The organism is Sphingobacterium sp. G1-14, from assembly GCF_002196555.1.
Taxonomy (GTDB): domain Bacteria; phylum Bacteroidota; class Bacteroidia; order Sphingobacteriales; family Sphingobacteriaceae; genus Sphingobacterium; species Sphingobacterium siyangense.
This window is the reverse complement of the sequence record NZ_CP021381.1, coordinates 1,878,735-1,895,428: the sequence shown is the minus strand read 5'-3', so window position 1 is coordinate 1,895,428 and position 16,694 is coordinate 1,878,735. Positions and strand designations below refer to the sequence as shown.

The following is a 16,694-nucleotide window of genomic DNA, read 5'->3' as shown; positions in this document are numbered from 1 at the left end:
TCATGAACAGGTATTCCATCTACAAGGGGCTACAGAAGCCCCTTGTCTACCGCGGTTTCAAAGGGAAGTTCATCGGCTGGGGTATCGGCTTCCTGATTATGGGACTGGTCGGCGGAGGTCTCCTGGGGGCACTGACCAATATGTACCTCGGAGGACTCATCACCATACTGTCCATCGCCGGTGGCCTCACCTTCACCTTTTACCGCCAAAAAGAAGGCCTGCACGACAAAACCCGAAACAAAGGCGCCTTCATCCATTCCGTACACCTTAAAAAAAATTATGCACAGCGCTCATCCTAAAACAGTATTCAAATTGCCATATGCAGGTATAGATCATTTTAATCTTGAAGCACTGCTATATGGAGAACGTGGGGATTTTTCGGCTATCTTCAGTTTACACAATCCGGTCATGCACTATGGAGCAGATCCGGAGCCTTACCTGGCATATCATTCTGTTCTTCTTAACCTGATCAAGATCCTCGGTGAAGGTTATATCATCCAGAAGCAGGATATTTTCTCCCGTAAAATTTACCATGCTGAAAAGGCTACAGAGTTCCTGAAACAGAAATATAACGAGCATTTTCATGGAAGGGAGTATACAGTCATTACCACTTATCTTACCATAACCCGGCTGATCAAAAAAGGAGCATTTTATGTATACGATCCCAAAGTGCTCATCGAATTCGGACAGCAGATCGAAAAGGTCCACGATCTGCTGGAGGGAGCAGGATTAATGCCAAAGCGGCTTACCGAAAAACAGATCCATCAATACGTGTCCCGCATGCTCGCCATGGATTTTTCTTCGGACAACATCGCACTGGATAACCTCCTTGCAGGCGAAAAGGAGCTTGGCATGGGCAGCCGCTCGGTGCGCAGCATCAGCCTTGTCAATACCGATGCCATCGATCTCCCCGAAACGATAGGCACCTACACCTACAAACATGATGGGCGGAACCTGCGGGAATTTCCGGTGGACAACCTGTTCTTTTTACATCAGGTCCCCGATTACGGCTGCATGGTCTATAACCAGCTGATCGAAATTCCCGACCAGCAGCTCACCCTGAGCAAACTGGAACTCAAACGTAAACGCCATTCGGGGGTTCCCGACCCGGCCAATCTTATCTGTGTCGAGGATATCGATCAGCTGTTGGTGGACGTCGCTCGGGAGAACCAGTTATTGGTCAATGCCCATTTTAATATTCTCCTCTGCGCTGAAAACGACAAAATTGGAAAGGCCGCAAATTTTATTGAAGCCGCACTCTTCCAGCAGGGGATAATCCCTTCCCGAAATGCCTACAACCAGCTTGAACTCTTCAGGACTGTGCTCCCGGGAAATGCTGCGGAACTGAAAAAATACGACTGGTTTCTCACCACCTCGGATGCCGCCCTCTGCCTACTCTTTAAAGAATCCCTGCAGACCGATGAGGACTCCGACTTTCTGATCCGATTTACGGACAGGCAGGGGCTTCCCGTAGCAATTGATCCTTCGGACTTAGTCATGCGCACGGGAAGGACAAACAATCGTTCACGGTTTACGTTGGGGCCCTCGGGATCCGGAAAATCTTTTTTTATGAATGCACTGGTAGAACAATATTGCCAGTACAACATGGACGTGGTCATCGTGGATACAGGAGACAGTTACCAGGGACTGTGCAGCTATTATGGCGGCAAGTACATCACCTATACCGAAGAAAAATCACTTTCCATGAACCCCTTCGCCATGTCACAGGAGGAGTTTAATCTGGAGCAGAAAGATTTTCTGAAAACGCTAGTCGCCCTGCTCTGGAAGGGAGCTGAGGGGATGCTTACCCAGATTGAGGATTCGGTTCTTTCAAATGTGCTCTCCTCCTATTACTATGAACATTTTTGGCTGGATCCAGGTCCCCAGAATCCCCGGCGCCCGGAAAAGCTGGATTTCGATTCCTTCTATGTCTACTCCGTGGAGAGGATAAAGGAGATCACCGAGCAGGAGTCCGTCAATTTTGACCTGGACGAATACCGCTACGTGCTCCGTAAGTTCTTCTCCGGTCAGGAATTCGGCACTTTATTGAATGAGGCAACGGATCAGTCGCTGTTTACCGCTCCTTTTATTGTCTTCGAAATTGACAATATTAAGGAAAATAAGACCATTTTCCCCATTGTCACTCTGTCGATTATGTCCGTTTTTCTCCAGAAAATGCGGCACCGAAAAGACCGGAGAAAGGCCCTCATCATAGAGGAAGCCTGGAAAGCAATCGCGAGTCCACTGATGGCAGGCTACATTTTATACCTCTATAAAACCGTACGGAAATTCTGGGGGGAAGTGATCGTGGTAACCCAGGAACTTGGAGATATCCTGGGCAATCCGATTGTCAAAGACAGTATTCTGGCCAACTCGGACACCATCTGTTTGTTGGACCAGAGTAAATTCCGGGAAAACTACGATGCCATCGCAAAACTCCTTTCCATCACCGATACCGAAAGGCGTAAGATATTCACCATCAACCAACTGGACAACAAGGAAGGACGCGGAAGATTCAAAGAAGTGTACATACGGCGTGGGACAACAGGTGAAATCTACGGGGTGGAAGTCTCGATCTATCAGTATCTGTGCTACACCACCGAAAAACCTGAAAAAAATGCGGTACAGATCTATGTAGGCCAGCATGGCAATTATCAGCAGGGACTGAAAGCTTTTGTAAGCGATATGAAAGCCAGCGGACTCCAGTTGGGCGCATTTGTATCCAAGATCAATCAGATCGGCAGACCACTGCCAGCTTAACAGGGGTATTAACCTTAACATCTTTATATCATGGGAAAATTATATCTAATTCTGCTATTCCTCCTACTAGGGTACCATTTGCAGGCGCAGATCTATGTAGATCCTGCCGTAGCAGCCGCAACAGCTGCGCATGCTGCGGTCATAAATGGGCAGCTGAATACCACAAACAATAACCTCACCCTGATCCAGCGCGGTCAGCTTGCTGTAACCGGACAGCTCGTCATTGTTAATGATCTGCAGGATAAAATATACAAAGGGCTAAGTGAAGTATCTGCCGTCATGCGAAATCTGCTGGCGGTCAAGGATATTGCCGACATCAGCGCTGACATCGTGCACGATGTCAACAGGGCACTGGGCATTGCCGGAACAAATCCCGTACTGCTGCTTTTTGCTGAGCAGGGCGCAAGGGAGTTTAAAACCCGGGCAACGGCGCTCGCAACAGAAGTCAGTGCGTTCATCATGCATGGTGGGAAAGGGAACCTAATGGATTCCGGCGAACGTGCCAAGCTGCTCAACCGGATCGTTACGGAACTCACCATCCTGCGCGGAGTTGCTTACGGCATGTACCGCACGATGTACTGGGCAAAGCAGCGCGGAATCCTAAATTCGCTCAACCCTTATGCAGGATTTATCAATATTGATAAACGCATTGCCGATGATATCGTCCGCAATGCTAAATACCTCAAGCCATGAAAGCAATACTCGTCTTTGCCCTATCCTTCCTCTTCATTTCCCAAAAAAGCCATGCACAGCTGAACGTTGAACTGCTGCATCAATTGGTAGAGCATAGCAAAGATGAACATGAGCGGCAGTCAACGGCCCGCGATAAACAGGCCGAGGCCTCGGCAAACGAAGAGGTCAACCGCTCAAAAATGGATGCTTTAAAACAAAAGTACCGCACTTTGCAACAGCGTTTTCAGCTGCTCGGGTTTGCCATTGACGCTACCAAGATCGGAATACAGGCCGCCCCCCTGATTTCAGAAATCACCGAAAACCAGCGCAAAATCGTCCAGCTTGCAGCAGATGATGCCCTGCTCATCGCCATGGCCTATGCGACGGAAGCTGATTTAGCTGACCGGGCCTACATGCTCAGCAGATACCTTTATGCCCTCGCCATTAGCCTGGGGGATTTAAACCAGATGAAAGCGAGCGACCGCAAAATGCTCTTTGAACACGTGCTCACCGAACTCCAGCGCATAGCAGGGACATCCCGGGCACTGGCAGTCAATATGCAGTATTCGAAAAGAAAAAAAATGATTGCTTCCATGAATCCCTTCGGAGGCTTTGTCAACCGGGACCGGGAATTGATCAATGACATTCTGGCAAAACTCAAACAGATCAGGCAATGAAAATAAGAACATCCATTCTCCTGCCCTTCTGGCTGGTTCTGATGACCACGGCAGTCTATGGTCAGGGCGCCACCGTTATCAGTGATAGCAGGCATCTTGCTATTATCAATGAAAATGCAGCCGTACGGTATGCAGCAGAAACCACACATAACAGCTATCTGGGTAAAATAAATCAAAAACTCGATGACATCAAGATCAACATAACCTCGGTCATACTTGTGCAGGATATGATCTACCGCTCATTGGCTGAGGTCAATGGTATCCTGCGCACGGGTCTCACCGCTGGTCAGATCGGCGGTATGGCAAGCGAGATCATCCGGGAGTGCGAGCTGATGATCCAAACTGCAAAAGGTTCTCCCCACCTTTTGCTTTTCGCAGAAGATGTCGCTGCCCATATGAAAAGTCGCGGGGTCAGCCTGGCGATGGAAGTATCTGACTTTATCTTAAAGGAAGGCAGCGACATACTGATGGATTATGAAAAACGCGATGCCCTTCTCCGTAAGGTCGTACTTGAGCTGCGGGTTATGCGCGCCCTCGCCTTTAGTATGCACAGGTCGATGGAAAGGGCTAAAATACTCGGCATGCTACGAATGCTAAACCCTTATCAAGGATTTGTTAACCGGGATACACGCCTGGCTGATGACATCATCTATAAAATCAAGATCATAAAAGAATGACCTATGAAAATAAAGCTTATCCTTTTCGCTGGCATGGCCCTGCTTTCACTGGCCCCGGGGGTGGCGCAGAACGCCCGCCGGCTGACAGACCAGCACATCGTAAACCAACAGGAACGCATGGTTTTCAAACAGTGGGACAAAAAAAAGTTTACCCCGACCAAAGGTTTTCTTGGCCTCAACCCCAATTACTGGCTGACCTGGGCATGGCACCCCAACTACCCCAAAAACGATCTCCGCCCCCTGAGCAGCTCTGGCGCCCAGACCCAGCGTTTACTCCTTGTCGCGGCCATGCAGCATACCGAAGAGGAATATAAAAAACATGCCGATACGCTGCGCAATACCGCCCTGACTGAAATGGTCAATTATGCAGGAGCGCTGTCCCAGGCAGATCCCTTATGGCAGCTCTATTACAGCAAAGAGTTTCAGCCTTTATTCCAGATCTCTTCCGACTTGGCGCTTTCAGGAACGGAACAACCGGTGAAAGATTACCTGATACGCACCGGCACGCTGGACTGGTACCTGGAAGAAAGTTCTGCCCTTGCTGAACGCCTTGAAATTGCCAGGACAACAAACCTGGACCGCGGGTCGCGCATCATCGCCTACCACCGGATGCTGGGGGAATACCGGAAACTCTATGCTGCATGGGACGCAAAAAAGCAGCGCGCTAAACTGTTCCTATCCCTGACCCGCACAAACGCAGAAGCTAAGCAGTCAGGCCATCCTATCGTACTTCCCCTCGGGCGGACAGACTTCCAGATCGCGGATGATGTACTCCAAAAGTCCAAACTCTAAAATTAAACCCCATGAACCTGATAACAACGCTCACCTCAAATTTCCTGGCACAGGGACAGCCCGTTTCTGTGCCGGACTCCTTTAAAGATACCTTCAACTTCCTTCAGGGTGACGGTGTCTATGAATCGGGCATGATGCACTTTCTCAAACAGATGAAGGAAACCATCTGGACGCATTACGATGCTTTCATCGCTGATGCACAGGCACTCTGCGCTATTTTTATGCTTATTTTCTTCAGTATAAAGATCTATGAAATGATGGCCGGCGATAAGCAGCTCGAAATTATGCCCCTTTTAAGGCCTTTTGGCCTCGCCATGGTAATCCTCTGGTGGCCAACTTTTACGCGCGTTATAGCTTATCCGACTGATATCATCGCCAGTAAGACGGAAGCGATGTTCGATGGGAGCCAGACCGAAGTAAATGACCTGCGTGTCCAGCGCGCCAAATTGATGGTCGATCTCTCTGACCAGCTTTTTACTGTTCAGGCGCAGACCGAAACAGCAAAAACGGAAGCCGACGTCTGGTACAGAAGAGCATGGGATTCGGTCAAATCTACCGTAAAAGAAGGTTTTGCGGAAGTCTGGAACCCGATTGTCGAAATGCGCAACCGCCTCCAGGCCAATCTGGTCTTATTGGTCACTTCGATATTTGAAACACTGGCTATCTGGCTGCTGCGAATATCGGTGTATGTTATCTTTATCATTCAGATTATATTCTCCACCATTCTGATCATACTCGGTCCCTTTTCAGTAGCATCCAGTATCCTGCCTGCATTCCGTGATTCTTTTTCGACATGGATCGCTCGTTTTGTTGCCGTCAATCTGTATTCGGGTATTGCCTATCTGGTGATGTATATCGCTTCCCTCTTTCAACATTATGCCCTGGAGGCAGAAATCACCCGCTATCAGGCGCTGCTGGGAACATCAGGGCCCGATCTAGGGAAACTTGCGACATACATGACCTTCGGGGTATTTTCATTCGGAATGGTTATCGCTACGTTCGTTATCGGCGCGCTGACCATGCTCACCGTTCCCAGTATCTCCACCTGGGTTATTTCCACCAGTGGCATATCCTCCGCGGCCTCTACCATGGGAAGGGGCGCTTCAAGCATGTCCCGCAAGGCAATGGCGCTATTGATGAAACTAAAATAGAACAATACAAAATGATCATAAAGAATATAGAATCCAAAGTCCGCCTGGCAACCGTTCTATCGGCCGGCTGTCTTATTGCAGCGGTACTGATGGTGCTGTCGGTCTCCTTTTTTGCTTATCGTCAGGTGGCAAGTGCCCGCAAAAGTATTTATATCATGGATGCTGCAAACATACCCCTCTCCGCAAGACAGACAGATGTGCAGATGAACCGTGAGGCCGAGTACCGTTCCCATATCGCACGTTTCCATAGCCTATTTTTCTCCCTGACGCCTGACGACAGGTTTATCGAATACCAGATGAAGCAGGCCATGTACCTCATCGATGAAAGCGGAGCCCTGCAATACAACAATTTGAAGGAGAAAGGTTTTTTCAGCTCCATCCTCTCTTCAAGCGCGGTGCTGACGCTACGGACAGATAGCATCTACCTGGATATGCCCAAGCGTTATTTCCGCTACTACGGCACGCAGAAGATTGACCGTCGCAGCTCTGCCATCACCCGTTCCCTGATTACCGAAGGTTATCTCAGCGATCTTGAATTACGCTCAGAGAACAATCCGCACGCGGTACTGATCACAAGATGGAAAACACTCGAAAATAAAGATCTGCAAAATGTCCAAAAAAACACCTTTTAATCCCCGGTCTTCTGCCGACCACATATTTTTTTTGCAGCAGAAATTACAGCAGGCCCGAAATTTTGTACGTGGCTTTCTGCAGCGCTATCCCCTATATTTTCTCAGCGGCATGCTGATCTGCTTGCTTGCCTCAGGAATTCTTGCTTTTACCGTTATGCGTAAAAGTGCAACACATCGCATACCTGTTTTTCCTAAAGCACCTGCAAGCGGTACACTCAGCGGACTCCCAGGTGTTTTGGGGGCCTATGATGCCTTGCAGCAGGTCACAGCGATCCAGGATACTATCGCTACAATAATTGCTAAAGAAAGCCTGGATACTTCGGACAGCATCCGGCTCACAGATGCGCTCAAACGTTTTGAGCAGCTCCAGAAAACCATCTATCACCAAAATAATACCCCATGAAAATAGATTTTAGAAAACCGCGTTACGTGCTGCCTCTTATCTTCATCCCATTTCTCTGCATATTTTATTATGCCTATAAAAGCAGCTTCGGCAAACCTCAACCGGCACAGGCAGGAAAGGACTCCTTACAGACCGGATTAGCGAACGTATCCGAGCAGGTTCTTAACCGGAGCCTTTCTGATAAGCTGGAAGCTTACCGAAACCAATATAAACAGGCCGATGGTTATACCGCCATAGGACATCTGCTCGAGGAAGAATCGGCATCACAGCCGCTCGTCAATCCCTATAACGACAGGGAGAAGAAAATGCTTGACTCCATAGACCGGGAGCTCAAAGGTCGCTATGGCGGGGCTGCTCCCCGATCTTTCTCTGCTTCAGGCCGACGGCCACAGGCACGTAGCTCATCGGACGAGCAGGACAGGGCACTGGCAGATGCACTTGCCGCCGCAAGGCAGCCCGTTCAGCGCTCTGCTCCACAGACCCAATTTTCCCAGCCCGATCCCATGGAGCTATTTAGAAAACAGATGGAACTGGTGGACAGTATGGGCAAGGCAAACGATCCTGAATATAAGCAGGAGCAGCAACGCATCAAAAAATCACAGCAGCTAGAAAAGCAGCAGCAACTGCAAGCTCCCCTTTCCGTAAATAAAGCATCTTCCGTCGCCGCTATATTTAATACGGTAACCCCCGAGAAGGATGAGACCTTTATCACCGCCATGATCGATCAGGACATCAAAGGATATGCCGGTTCCCGCTTAAGGATCCGACTTTTGGAAGATATGATGGCGGGAAAATTTCTCATCAAAAAAGGGACTTATATCTATGCGCTGATAACAGGCTTTTCAGGACAGCGCGTAAATCTTTCCATATCGTCCATCATGAAAGGACAGCACATCCTCCCGGTACAGCTCGATGTCTATGACCATGATGGTCTTCCCGGACTGTATGTACCGGCATCGGCATTTCGGGAATTTGCAAAAGAACTGGGCGGCAATGCCAGCCAGGGGATTAACCTGCAACAGGTAGCCGAGAACAACAGTCAGCTGGTGATGAGCTTGGTGCAAAAAATGTTTCAATCAACAAGCACCGCGATCAATAAGATGGTTCGTCAGAATAAGGTAAAAATCAAATACAATACATTGATCTACCTGATCGATCGCCAGCAACTAAAGAATAATAACAAAACCTATTAACAACACATTAAATGAAGAAATTGATTTTTTTCCTGTCGCTATTGTTAGCGGGGCTCAACCTCATTGCACAACAGGATGCCGGAACCTATCGTGCCCAGCTTCCCGAGATTACCATGGACAGCACGAGCTCACTGCATATTATATCTCCCGAACCGATCCGTTACGTAGACATATCCTCCCACGCCATTGCCGGGGACCTGCCCGAAGAAAATGTCCTCAGGCTAAAATGGGTGCCCGATTCTACGGGCAATCTTTCTTCAGGAGCAGACAACCTGGGCGTCGTCACCGTGATCGGTCAGACTTTTATCGCCCAATATCAACTTCTATCGGCGACTGCCACCCGCGGCAATAAACTTGCCGCAAGTTATGATATCCTGCCCCAGCATATCCGTCCGCTCCATCTGCCTGTTGAAATCAGTACTCCCGAGCTGCGCAGCCACGCGCTGAGCCTGCTGGCCATGCGCAATCCTGCTGCTGTACGAAAAGCGAAACAGTATGGTATAAGGGCAGAACTGAACCATGTTTATACCCTGGGTGACCTAGTGCTGCTGGACATCACCTATCACAATAGCACCAACCTTGCTTATGATATCGATGAACTGCGCTTCAAAATCGAGGACAAAAAGATTACCAAGGCCACCAATGTGCAGTCCGTTGAGATCAGACCAATATGGCAACTCTATCCAACCGGTTCCTTCAAACGATCCTACCGGAATATATATGTACTAAAAAAGGCAACCTTTCCAGCCAGCAAGATCCTCAGTGTGGAACTTTCAGAGAAACAGATCTCCGGACGGACTGTAACCCTAAAGATCAGATACCGTGATATTTTGGAGGCTGACAGCTTCTAAATAAGCTAACGGGGCATTGATATACGGACATTATAAACCTAAGTAAAATAGAATCAGATGGAAAACTTAGTTGGTACCACGGTCATGATCCACCCTGAACTGACCAGTGATCCCATACATATGCAGGGCCGTTTTGGAGCGATCAATCATGTTCTTTACGAAGACTGGTCTTCCTACGTCCTGTTTCAAAATCAGATGCTCGGACTTTATACAAACGATGCGCTTCTGATGCTTGTCCCACCCGAAGTCCTCATGGAAAAACTGCGCAAAGACATTTATGAACTGGATATGGATCCCTCAGAAGTGGTTGACATCCTGGAAATGTACCAGTTGCATACCACCGGTAAAGCATCATTGCAACAGGAAGCGCTCGACTGGGCCATGACACACGACAAGATTTCAAAAGCAATCGTGTTCAGCGTGCAGGATTGGATCGATTATCAGATCGAACGGCTCGACAGGCAGCAGCGTCCGGGTATGGGAATTTAATCACACCTATTGGCCGGCAATTCTTAAGCCTTCGTTCACCAACCATTTAAGTAAAATCTATTTGCTCCCATTAGGGTTGCTTTCTTAATACAAAACAACTTATGGAAGAATCCAAAGAACAGCAGGCAACACACCGTTTCCTACAATTCGGCATTTATCTCTCCGTAGGCATTGATATTTTGATGTTCATTTACGCAGAGAAGATCATCGGACATCCGCTCAGTGAACGCTATGGCTTTTCTCACTTTCTTGAGCGGATGGCACGGATCGTTATTTACCACGATCCGCTCAACAGCAAGCTCTTCACCCTGATCCTGATCTGCCTGGTTTCTATCGGTACGCTCAGTAGAAAAGAAAAAGACCTCAATCCAAAAAATGCGATTGTCTATCCGCTTGTTGCTGGAATTTTATTTCTTCCGCTCTGCCTTTGGTGTTACGGGAAGCAGGGTATTTTCCCTCTTCCCTACACCAGCTGGTATGACCTCGGTTATATCGTTTCTAGCATTGTAAGTACACTGCTGCTACATATCGCGCTGGACAACGTCTCCAAAATTATCAGCTCCAAACTCGGCAAGGACCGATGGAATGTGGAAGAGGAATCATTTATGCAGCCCACAAAACCTAAAATCACACCATATGCGGTCAACATCCCCATGCTTTTCTACTTTAAGAAAAAAGTACGCAAAGGGTTCATCGTCATCGAAAATCTATTTAGGGGCTGCCTGGTGATCGGTACCCCCGGATCGGGCAAGAGCTTTTCGATTTTCATGCCCATCATCCGTCAGCTGGTGGCACTGGAGTGGACACTCTGCGTATTTGATTTCAAGTTCCCCGACCTTGGTCAGGTCACTTATTACCATTACCTGCTAGGCAAACAACAGGGTAAACTCAAAGGTTACAAATTCCATGTCGTTAACCTGACCGAGCCTGAAAAAAGCAGGCGCATCAACCCATGGCGCAGCGATTATCTTCAGACGCTGGCAGAAGCCTCCGAAACCGCTGAAGCACTCGTTGAGGCGATGAAAAAAGGGGATAAAGCTTCCGGCAGTGATCAGTTCTTCACGCAGTCCGCAGTAAATTTTCTGGCCGCCTGTATTTATTTTTTCAGTAAACATGAGGATGGCAGGTACTCCAGCTTTCCCCATGTGCTTGCTTTTCTTAACCGTTCTTATGAAGAAATATTCACGGTACTCTTCAGCAACAGGGAACTTGAATCACTGCTTTCGCCTTTTATGACAGCATTTAAAGCCCGGGCTTTTGATCAGCTCGAAGGGCAGGTCGGTACCCTAAAGATCTTTATCAGCCGTCTGGCAACCAAAGAAACCTTCTGGGTATTCTCAGGTGACGATTTTGACCTTAAAATCAGCAACCCCGATGCGCCGTCAATGCTCATTTTGGCAAGTAACCCCAATACCCAGAGCACAAACTCCGCATCCTATTCCGTGGTCATCAACCGCATTACAAAGCTGATCAACACCCGGGGCAATATTCCCGTAGGCCTAGTGGTGGATGAGGCTCCAACCCTTTACCTTTATAAAGTACAGGATATCATTTCCCAGGCCAGAAGTAACCGCGTTTCGGCCATTTTGGGGGTTCAGGGGCTGACCATGTTCAGGCAGCAATATGGCAAGGAGACAGCAGACACGATCACCTCCATCGTCGGAAATATCCTCAGCGGTTCCATCCGTGATAAGGATGGGCTTGAATGGATGGAACGCCTGTTTGGAAAAGTGAAGCAGATGGGCGAAAGCCTTTCTATCGATAGGTCAAAAACCTCCGTTTCGCTGAATGAAAAACTTGAACCCCTGATACCAGCAGGAAAGATTGCCTCTTTAAGGGCTGGTGAAATGGTAGGCCTGCTGGCATCGGATGCCGTAGACAGATACACGGGGCAATTTGAAACGACTGCTGTTAATTGCCGCATCGACCTTGATCTCCAGGATATCCGCAAGGAAGAAGAATCCTATCCCGAACTTCCGGTGTTTTATGACTTTGGAGACCATAAAGATGAAATTCTTTTGCAGAACTTCTACAGGATCAGTGAAGAGGTCGGTCAGGTAGTGGAAAAATTCAAGCCCTCCACTCCGCCCCGTCCATCATTTCAGGGTAAAGCCGTTAACCTAAAAGATATGGAAACATGATATTGAGAAGCAAGTTAAAAAGAGCTTCCATGAAAATAAGGTGGATTGTCCCAGTAGTCATCATCCTAATATCTGTTGGCAGCGTACTGGCGCAGCAGCGGCCGCCCAAACAGATCTCACTGTATACCACTATTGATACTGTTCTGACATCCGCAAACATTTCGGCTCCATTAATGCCTGCAAGACAGGCTAAGGTGGAAGCCGCACCATGGGAACCTGAGGTTTTCATGCCGCTGGCTGGCTATAAAATCTCTTCGACTTTCGGATGGCGGAGGCACCCCCTGACAGGGAAACAGCACTTTCATAACGGTGTAGACCTCCCCGCCCGTTCCCAGGTTGTCCGTGCGATCATGTCCGGCAGAGTTCAATCTACCGGGTATCATAAAAACCTGGGAAAATTTATCTGCATTGACCATGGTTTTATTTGCAGCATTTATGGACATCTCTCCCGTATAGCCGTGAAAAACGGACAGCTTCTTCCGGCAGGATTTCCTATTGCAATTACGGGATCTACAGGCCGCAGCACAGGAGAACACCTTCATCTCAGTATCCGTAGCAAAGAAACATACATTGATCCCTGGAAATTCTTACAGGGATTATTGACAAACTCAACAACAAACATTAATTAAATTTCTATGGAAAATCCATTTTTAGAAACTGATATCCCGGTGGCGGACCTAAGGAAACTCGGCCTGATGAAAAACGGTAAACCGGATCTGTCCAAAGAGGATATGGACGCCCTACTCGCCGGCCACAGGACGGACCTCATCTCGCTTCATGACATACATGGCGACGGCATTCATATCCAAAAAATGGATGCCAAGCTGTCCCTGCAACGTGATGCGAATGGCCATATGTCGGTACAGCTCCATCCCATTTACCGGGACATCAAGAAACATCCGATGCTATTGGATGTCGAAGCAGACCAGCTTGAGCAGGGGACGCTCACCCACGTACAGAAAACCTACCAGGCAGCAGATGGCAAGAAAAAAACATGGATCATTGAATATGACCCTGAGACCCGGGAATTTATTTCCTCTGACCCCGAAAAAGTAAGGTTACCCGCAAAAATCAATGGAGAGCAGCTTTCCGACCTTCAAAAAGAACACTACCGCAATGGCTCAGTTGTGGAACTCTCCGATGGTACCCGCCTGCAGCGCCGGGCAAGCAGCCGAAGTGGTGTCACTTCAAACAGGACGGCACTCTTGTATTCCCTCGTCCTCGATGGTGGTATTTCCTACCTATTGATGCGCGGGCTTCGAAATCTTTTCGGAAGCAAGACCGTACAGAAGGATCCCTACACCGAAGGATATCAGCGGGCACTGTTGGACATGCAACGGGCGCAGCAAATCACGCATGCCCCTACCCCAAAACAGGAAAATGAACAGCAACAGACCTATGGGAAAGGTAATTCCCGTTAAACACACATGCCATTGCTAAAGGAAATTGATCCAAAACTGCTGGATTATTTCTCCACTTGGATCGATTGCTTGGTTCCTGATAAGGTTACCGTTTCGGAAACAGCCGGCGTGGTAGAACCCTATATGGCAAGACAGCACTTCCTGTTCCATACGGCGCTCGATCTGCTCTGCTTCTGCCAGTTCTATCCGCACTGGACCCATAATCCGGGGACGAATGTTTTTTCGGCACTGGGGCTAAGACCCTCCGCAGGTCAAATACAGTCGCTCCGTGACCGGTTCCCAAACGCACGTATAATTGCTGTATTCGATGACGATCTATCTGGCCGCGTGTTCGACTGCAAAACTGCCCTCTGGGCAATAAATAGGGATGCTTCTTTCCTGCTGATCGAGGGTGAAGTCCATATTAAATACCGCAGCTCTGATTTCAGGACACCTGCCGACCGGTTTTCTTTGCACCGGTTCCGGACGCTTACAGGCATGCGGTCAAACTTTCGGACCATCAAGCCAAAAGGCTACGTGTCCTTTATGGCTATGCTCGCCAGCAGCACAAAAGTAAAATAGTGTAAAACCAGATGTCACAATTTAAATCTTAAAAAAATGAACGAAAACAATGTTGAATATTTAAAGAAAACGCTGGAAAATCTAGGATTTGGAACCAAGCTCAACGAAGTACTCGAAACAGCGATACGTCGCGAAATGCCAAGCTTTAGTCTGGGCATCACAACGCAGATGAGACCTGCTGAAAGCAAAGATCTAGGGTCAGAGCGAACTGAAAATCTGAACTTTAAGATCAATTTCAACCGCTCCAAAGACGGCGATATGTATTTTCTCAATGACTATAAGGTCACATTGACAAAGAAAAATGATCCGATTGTACGTGAGCAGACATTTGATTTAGCCCGGGATCATCGCATAACCGCCCTGGAGGCTTATAAACTCTTATCCGGTCTTGCCCTGGAAAAGGAAGTATTCTTAAAGACAAATAAAAGCGAAACCCAGCAGGGCAATTCGCAGTCCCAAAAGACACCTGTCTGGCTTAAGCTCAACCTGGATGTAACCGATGCTTACGGAAATCATCCGCTGCGCGTATTCCGTCCCGAATACGGCTATGACCTGGTGAAAACGCTGGCTAAATTTCCCATCAAGGACATCGAAAGCCCGGATAAATTACAAAATGTCCTCAGCACATTGCGGGCAGGGAACTACTATCACACGGATCTTATGATCGTAAAGAAAGCGATCCCTGTTTCTATTGCGGCCAACCCGCAGATGAAAACATTGGACATCTACGACAAGAATATGAATGAGATCCGTCATGAGACCATATTTCCGGAGCAGGTTAACGCTAAGAGTGATAAGCAGGAACAAGTGATTACAAATAACGCCAAGCAGGAGCACGCCCTGCCCTGGAAGCAGGAGCCTGATCAGCAGACAGACAGAAAACGCGGAAGATAAACCCGCAGAATAGAACCCATATATGGCATCATACCGAAAAAATTGAAACAACTGATTTCAAAAAAAGATGCTTTTAAGCTAATTATCCCTTGTCTGCAAGGAGATCGGGAAGTACCCGGCGCATCGCACCACGCTAACGCCGGGTGCTTTTCTGCGCCGGGTACTTCCCGAACACCTTTTGACACCCGCGCATGAAGGTCAGCAGCTGTTTTGGCACTGCTAATAAAAACTGCTGACCACCATGCCATTCCCCACTCAGAATACCCTATGTCAGGAGCGTTCTCTACCATTAAATTTCTAGCTATGAAGAAACTATTCAACCGCATAGACAGGATCAGGGCATCCGGATTCGCTACGCTAAACCTAGAGCAGTCTTCCCCTTACTACCATCTCAGCGGCCAGCGCTTTAAGGTATGTAGTATGGGCAAACCGGCCCTAAAATGCAGGGTAACACTTCTGGTGGATAACGTGCCGCTGGATTTCACCATAGATAATATTCTCTGACCCACTATATTCCGATCCTATGCACACCATTAGATTACGAACGCCCATCAGTTACTACGGCGGTAAACAGAAATTAGCCTCACGCATCATTTCCCTCATCCCTAGGCACACCTTATACTGCGAACCATTTATCGGCGGGGCCGCAATTTTCTTTGCCAAGCGCCCCTCGGAAATAGAGGTCATCAATGATACCAATGGGGAACTGATCAATTTTTATAGAACTGTCAAAGAAGATTTTTCAGCACTGGAAGCGGAAATCAGTACGAGCCTGCACAGCCGTGATCTCCACAGAAAAGCTTCCCTTATCTATAATAATCCCGATATGTTTGACCGGGTCAAAAGAGCCTGGGCCGTCTGGATACTGAGCACACAGTCTTTCGCAGGAATTCTAGATGGTACCTGGGGATTCGATCTGTCAAAAAACACCACAACAAAAAAAATCAATACCAAACGTCACGGCTTTACCCGCACTTTTGCACAGAGACTCCAACGCTGTCAGCTGGAATGTGCCGATGCATTATACGTCATCGCAAGTAGGGATACCCCAGAGAGCTTCTTCTACTGCGATCCCCCTTACTTTAATTCTGATCTTGGACATTATGATGGTTACACAGAGAAAGACTATGAGGACCTGCTTAATCTGCTAAGTGGTATCAAAGGGAAGTTTCTGCTTTCCTCTTACCCCTCGCCTATCTTAAAACGCTTCACAAAGAAATATGGCTGGCAGAAATGGTCCATCAATCAAAAGATTTCCGTCAATGCCAAAGCCGGTAACCAGAAAACCAAAACTGAGGTGCTGGTGGCAAACTATCCCATAGGCCAGCAGCTCGCCGTTCAATTGACCATACCGGATACTGACGATCCTGAATAACGAAC

At 48.1% G+C, this 16,694-nt stretch carries 18 protein-coding genes; all 18 read left to right on the top strand.

Features of this window, described 5'->3' with window-relative positions:
• Nucleotides 1–2 precede the first annotated feature (2 nt).
• Nucleotides 3–299, top strand: a complete 297-nt coding sequence (locus CBM24_RS27700; RefSeq protein WP_232475719.1) for a DUF4133 domain-containing protein — start codon at nt 3–5, stop codon at nt 297–299.
• Nucleotides 280–2,760 (top strand): TraG family conjugative transposon ATPase, encoded by a 2,481-nt coding sequence (locus tag CBM24_RS07895; RefSeq protein ID WP_088160787.1) that lies wholly within the window; start codon nt 280–282, stop codon nt 2,758–2,760. Before CBM24_RS27700 ends, CBM24_RS07895 begins: the two co-directional genes overlap by 20 nt.
• A 30-nt stretch (nt 2,761–2,790) precedes the next feature.
• Entirely contained in the window at nt 2,791–3,453 is a 663-nt protein-coding gene (locus CBM24_RS07890; RefSeq protein WP_088160786.1) for a hypothetical protein, read from the top strand.
• Nucleotides 3,450–4,109, top strand: a complete 660-nt coding sequence (locus CBM24_RS07885) for a hypothetical protein (protein ID WP_088160785.1) — start codon at nt 3,450–3,452, stop codon at nt 4,107–4,109. The genes CBM24_RS07890 and CBM24_RS07885 overlap by 4 nt, the downstream gene beginning before the upstream one ends.
• Nucleotides 4,106–4,786, top strand: a complete 681-nt coding sequence (locus CBM24_RS07880) for a hypothetical protein (protein WP_088160784.1) — start codon at nt 4,106–4,108, stop codon at nt 4,784–4,786. Before CBM24_RS07885 ends, CBM24_RS07880 begins: the two co-directional genes overlap by 4 nt.
• A 3-nt stretch (nt 4,787–4,789) precedes the next feature.
• Complete coding sequence (locus CBM24_RS07875) at nt 4,790–5,578, top strand: hypothetical protein (RefSeq protein ID WP_088160783.1); 789 nt, start codon at nt 4,790–4,792, stop codon at nt 5,576–5,578.
• A gap of 11 nt (nt 5,579–5,589) precedes the next feature.
• Nucleotides 5,590–6,729 (top strand): plasmid transfer protein, encoded by a 1,140-nt coding sequence (locus CBM24_RS07870; RefSeq protein WP_088160782.1) that lies wholly within the window; start codon nt 5,590–5,592, stop codon nt 6,727–6,729.
• Nucleotides 6,730–6,740: 11 nt separating this feature from the next.
• Nucleotides 6,741–7,361, top strand: a complete 621-nt coding sequence (traK, locus tag CBM24_RS07865) for a conjugative transposon protein TraK (RefSeq protein WP_088160781.1) — start codon at nt 6,741–6,743, stop codon at nt 7,359–7,361.
• Nucleotides 7,339–7,764, top strand: a complete 426-nt coding sequence (locus CBM24_RS07860) for a hypothetical protein (RefSeq protein ID WP_088160780.1) — start codon at nt 7,339–7,341, stop codon at nt 7,762–7,764. The genes traK and CBM24_RS07860 overlap by 23 nt, the downstream gene beginning before the upstream one ends.
• Nucleotides 7,761–8,957, top strand: a complete 1,197-nt coding sequence (traM, locus tag CBM24_RS07855; protein ID WP_088160779.1) for a conjugative transposon protein TraM — start codon at nt 7,761–7,763, stop codon at nt 8,955–8,957. Before CBM24_RS07860 ends, traM begins: the two co-directional genes overlap by 4 nt.
• Nucleotides 8,958–8,968: 11 nt before the next feature.
• A complete protein-coding gene (traN, locus tag CBM24_RS07850; protein ID WP_088160778.1) occupies nt 8,969–9,808 on the top strand; it encodes a conjugative transposon protein TraN in 840 nt (279 codons plus the stop codon).
• A 57-nt stretch (nt 9,809–9,865) separates the two neighbouring features.
• On the top strand, nt 9,866–10,297 hold the full coding sequence (locus CBM24_RS07845) for a hypothetical protein (protein ID WP_088160777.1): 432 nt from the start codon (nt 9,866–9,868) through the stop codon (nt 10,295–10,297).
• A gap of 101 nt (nt 10,298–10,398) precedes the next feature.
• On the top strand, nt 10,399–12,438 hold the full coding sequence (locus tag CBM24_RS07840; protein ID WP_088160776.1) for a TraM recognition domain-containing protein: 2,040 nt from the start codon (nt 10,399–10,401) through the stop codon (nt 12,436–12,438).
• Between the two features lie 29 nt (nt 12,439–12,467).
• Nucleotides 12,468–13,067 carry a M23 family metallopeptidase gene (locus tag CBM24_RS07835; RefSeq protein ID WP_157698407.1) on the top strand — a complete coding sequence of 200 codons (600 nt, stop codon included), beginning with the start codon at nt 12,468–12,470 and terminating at the stop codon, nt 13,065–13,067.
• A 6-nt stretch (nt 13,068–13,073) separates the two neighbouring features.
• Nucleotides 13,074–13,859: a DUF4099 domain-containing protein gene (locus CBM24_RS07830; protein WP_088160774.1), complete on the top strand. Its 786-nt coding sequence runs from the start codon at nt 13,074–13,076 to the stop codon at nt 13,857–13,859.
• 6 nt (nt 13,860–13,865) lie between these two features.
• A complete protein-coding gene (locus CBM24_RS07825; RefSeq protein WP_088160773.1) occupies nt 13,866–14,420 on the top strand; it encodes a hypothetical protein in 555 nt (184 codons plus the stop codon).
• A 36-nt stretch (nt 14,421–14,456) separates the two neighbouring features.
• Nucleotides 14,457–15,314 carry a hypothetical protein gene (locus CBM24_RS07820; protein ID WP_088160772.1) on the top strand — a complete coding sequence of 286 codons (858 nt, stop codon included), beginning with the start codon at nt 14,457–14,459 and terminating at the stop codon, nt 15,312–15,314.
• A 523-nt stretch (nt 15,315–15,837) separates the two neighbouring features.
• Nucleotides 15,838–16,689, top strand: a complete 852-nt coding sequence (locus CBM24_RS07815; RefSeq protein WP_088160771.1) for a DNA adenine methylase — start codon at nt 15,838–15,840, stop codon at nt 16,687–16,689.
• Nucleotides 16,690–16,694 lie beyond the last annotated feature (5 nt).

What these genes read in the sequence shown, in the direction of transcription:
- CBM24_RS07840 (WP_088160776.1), top strand. Translation starts at nt 10,399, where the DNA reads ATGGAAGAATCCAAAGAACAGCAGGCAACACACCGTTTCCTACAATTC.
- CBM24_RS07825 (WP_088160773.1), top strand. Translation starts at nt 13,866, where the DNA reads ATGCCATTGCTAAAGGAAATTGATCCAAAACTGCTGGATTATTTCTCC.
- CBM24_RS07890 (WP_088160786.1), top strand. Translation starts at nt 2,791, where the DNA reads ATGGGAAAATTATATCTAATTCTGCTATTCCTCCTACTAGGGTACCAT.
- traK (WP_088160781.1), top strand. Translation starts at nt 6,741, where the DNA reads ATGATCATAAAGAATATAGAATCCAAAGTCCGCCTGGCAACCGTTCTA.
- CBM24_RS07845 (WP_088160777.1), top strand. Translation starts at nt 9,866, where the DNA reads ATGGAAAACTTAGTTGGTACCACGGTCATGATCCACCCTGAACTGACC.
- CBM24_RS07835 (WP_157698407.1), top strand. Translation starts at nt 12,468, where the DNA reads ATGAAAATAAGGTGGATTGTCCCAGTAGTCATCATCCTAATATCTGTT.
- CBM24_RS07880 (WP_088160784.1), top strand. Translation starts at nt 4,106, where the DNA reads ATGAAAATAAGAACATCCATTCTCCTGCCCTTCTGGCTGGTTCTGATG.
- CBM24_RS07830 (WP_088160774.1), top strand. Translation starts at nt 13,074, where the DNA reads ATGGAAAATCCATTTTTAGAAACTGATATCCCGGTGGCGGACCTAAGG.
- traN (WP_088160778.1), top strand. Translation starts at nt 8,969, where the DNA reads ATGAAGAAATTGATTTTTTTCCTGTCGCTATTGTTAGCGGGGCTCAAC.
- CBM24_RS07895 (WP_088160787.1), top strand. Translation starts at nt 280, where the DNA reads ATGCACAGCGCTCATCCTAAAACAGTATTCAAATTGCCATATGCAGGT.
- CBM24_RS07870 (WP_088160782.1), top strand. Translation starts at nt 5,590, where the DNA reads ATGAACCTGATAACAACGCTCACCTCAAATTTCCTGGCACAGGGACAG.
- CBM24_RS07885 (WP_088160785.1), top strand. Translation starts at nt 3,450, where the DNA reads ATGAAAGCAATACTCGTCTTTGCCCTATCCTTCCTCTTCATTTCCCAA.
- CBM24_RS07860 (WP_088160780.1), top strand. Translation starts at nt 7,339, where the DNA reads ATGTCCAAAAAAACACCTTTTAATCCCCGGTCTTCTGCCGACCACATA.
- traM (WP_088160779.1), top strand. Translation starts at nt 7,761, where the DNA reads ATGAAAATAGATTTTAGAAAACCGCGTTACGTGCTGCCTCTTATCTTC.
- CBM24_RS07820 (WP_088160772.1), top strand. Translation starts at nt 14,457, where the DNA reads ATGAACGAAAACAATGTTGAATATTTAAAGAAAACGCTGGAAAATCTA.
- CBM24_RS27700 (WP_232475719.1), top strand. Translation starts at nt 3, where the DNA reads ATGAACAGGTATTCCATCTACAAGGGGCTACAGAAGCCCCTTGTCTAC.
- CBM24_RS07875 (WP_088160783.1), top strand. Translation starts at nt 4,790, where the DNA reads ATGAAAATAAAGCTTATCCTTTTCGCTGGCATGGCCCTGCTTTCACTG.
- CBM24_RS07815 (WP_088160771.1), top strand. Translation starts at nt 15,838, where the DNA reads ATGCACACCATTAGATTACGAACGCCCATCAGTTACTACGGCGGTAAA.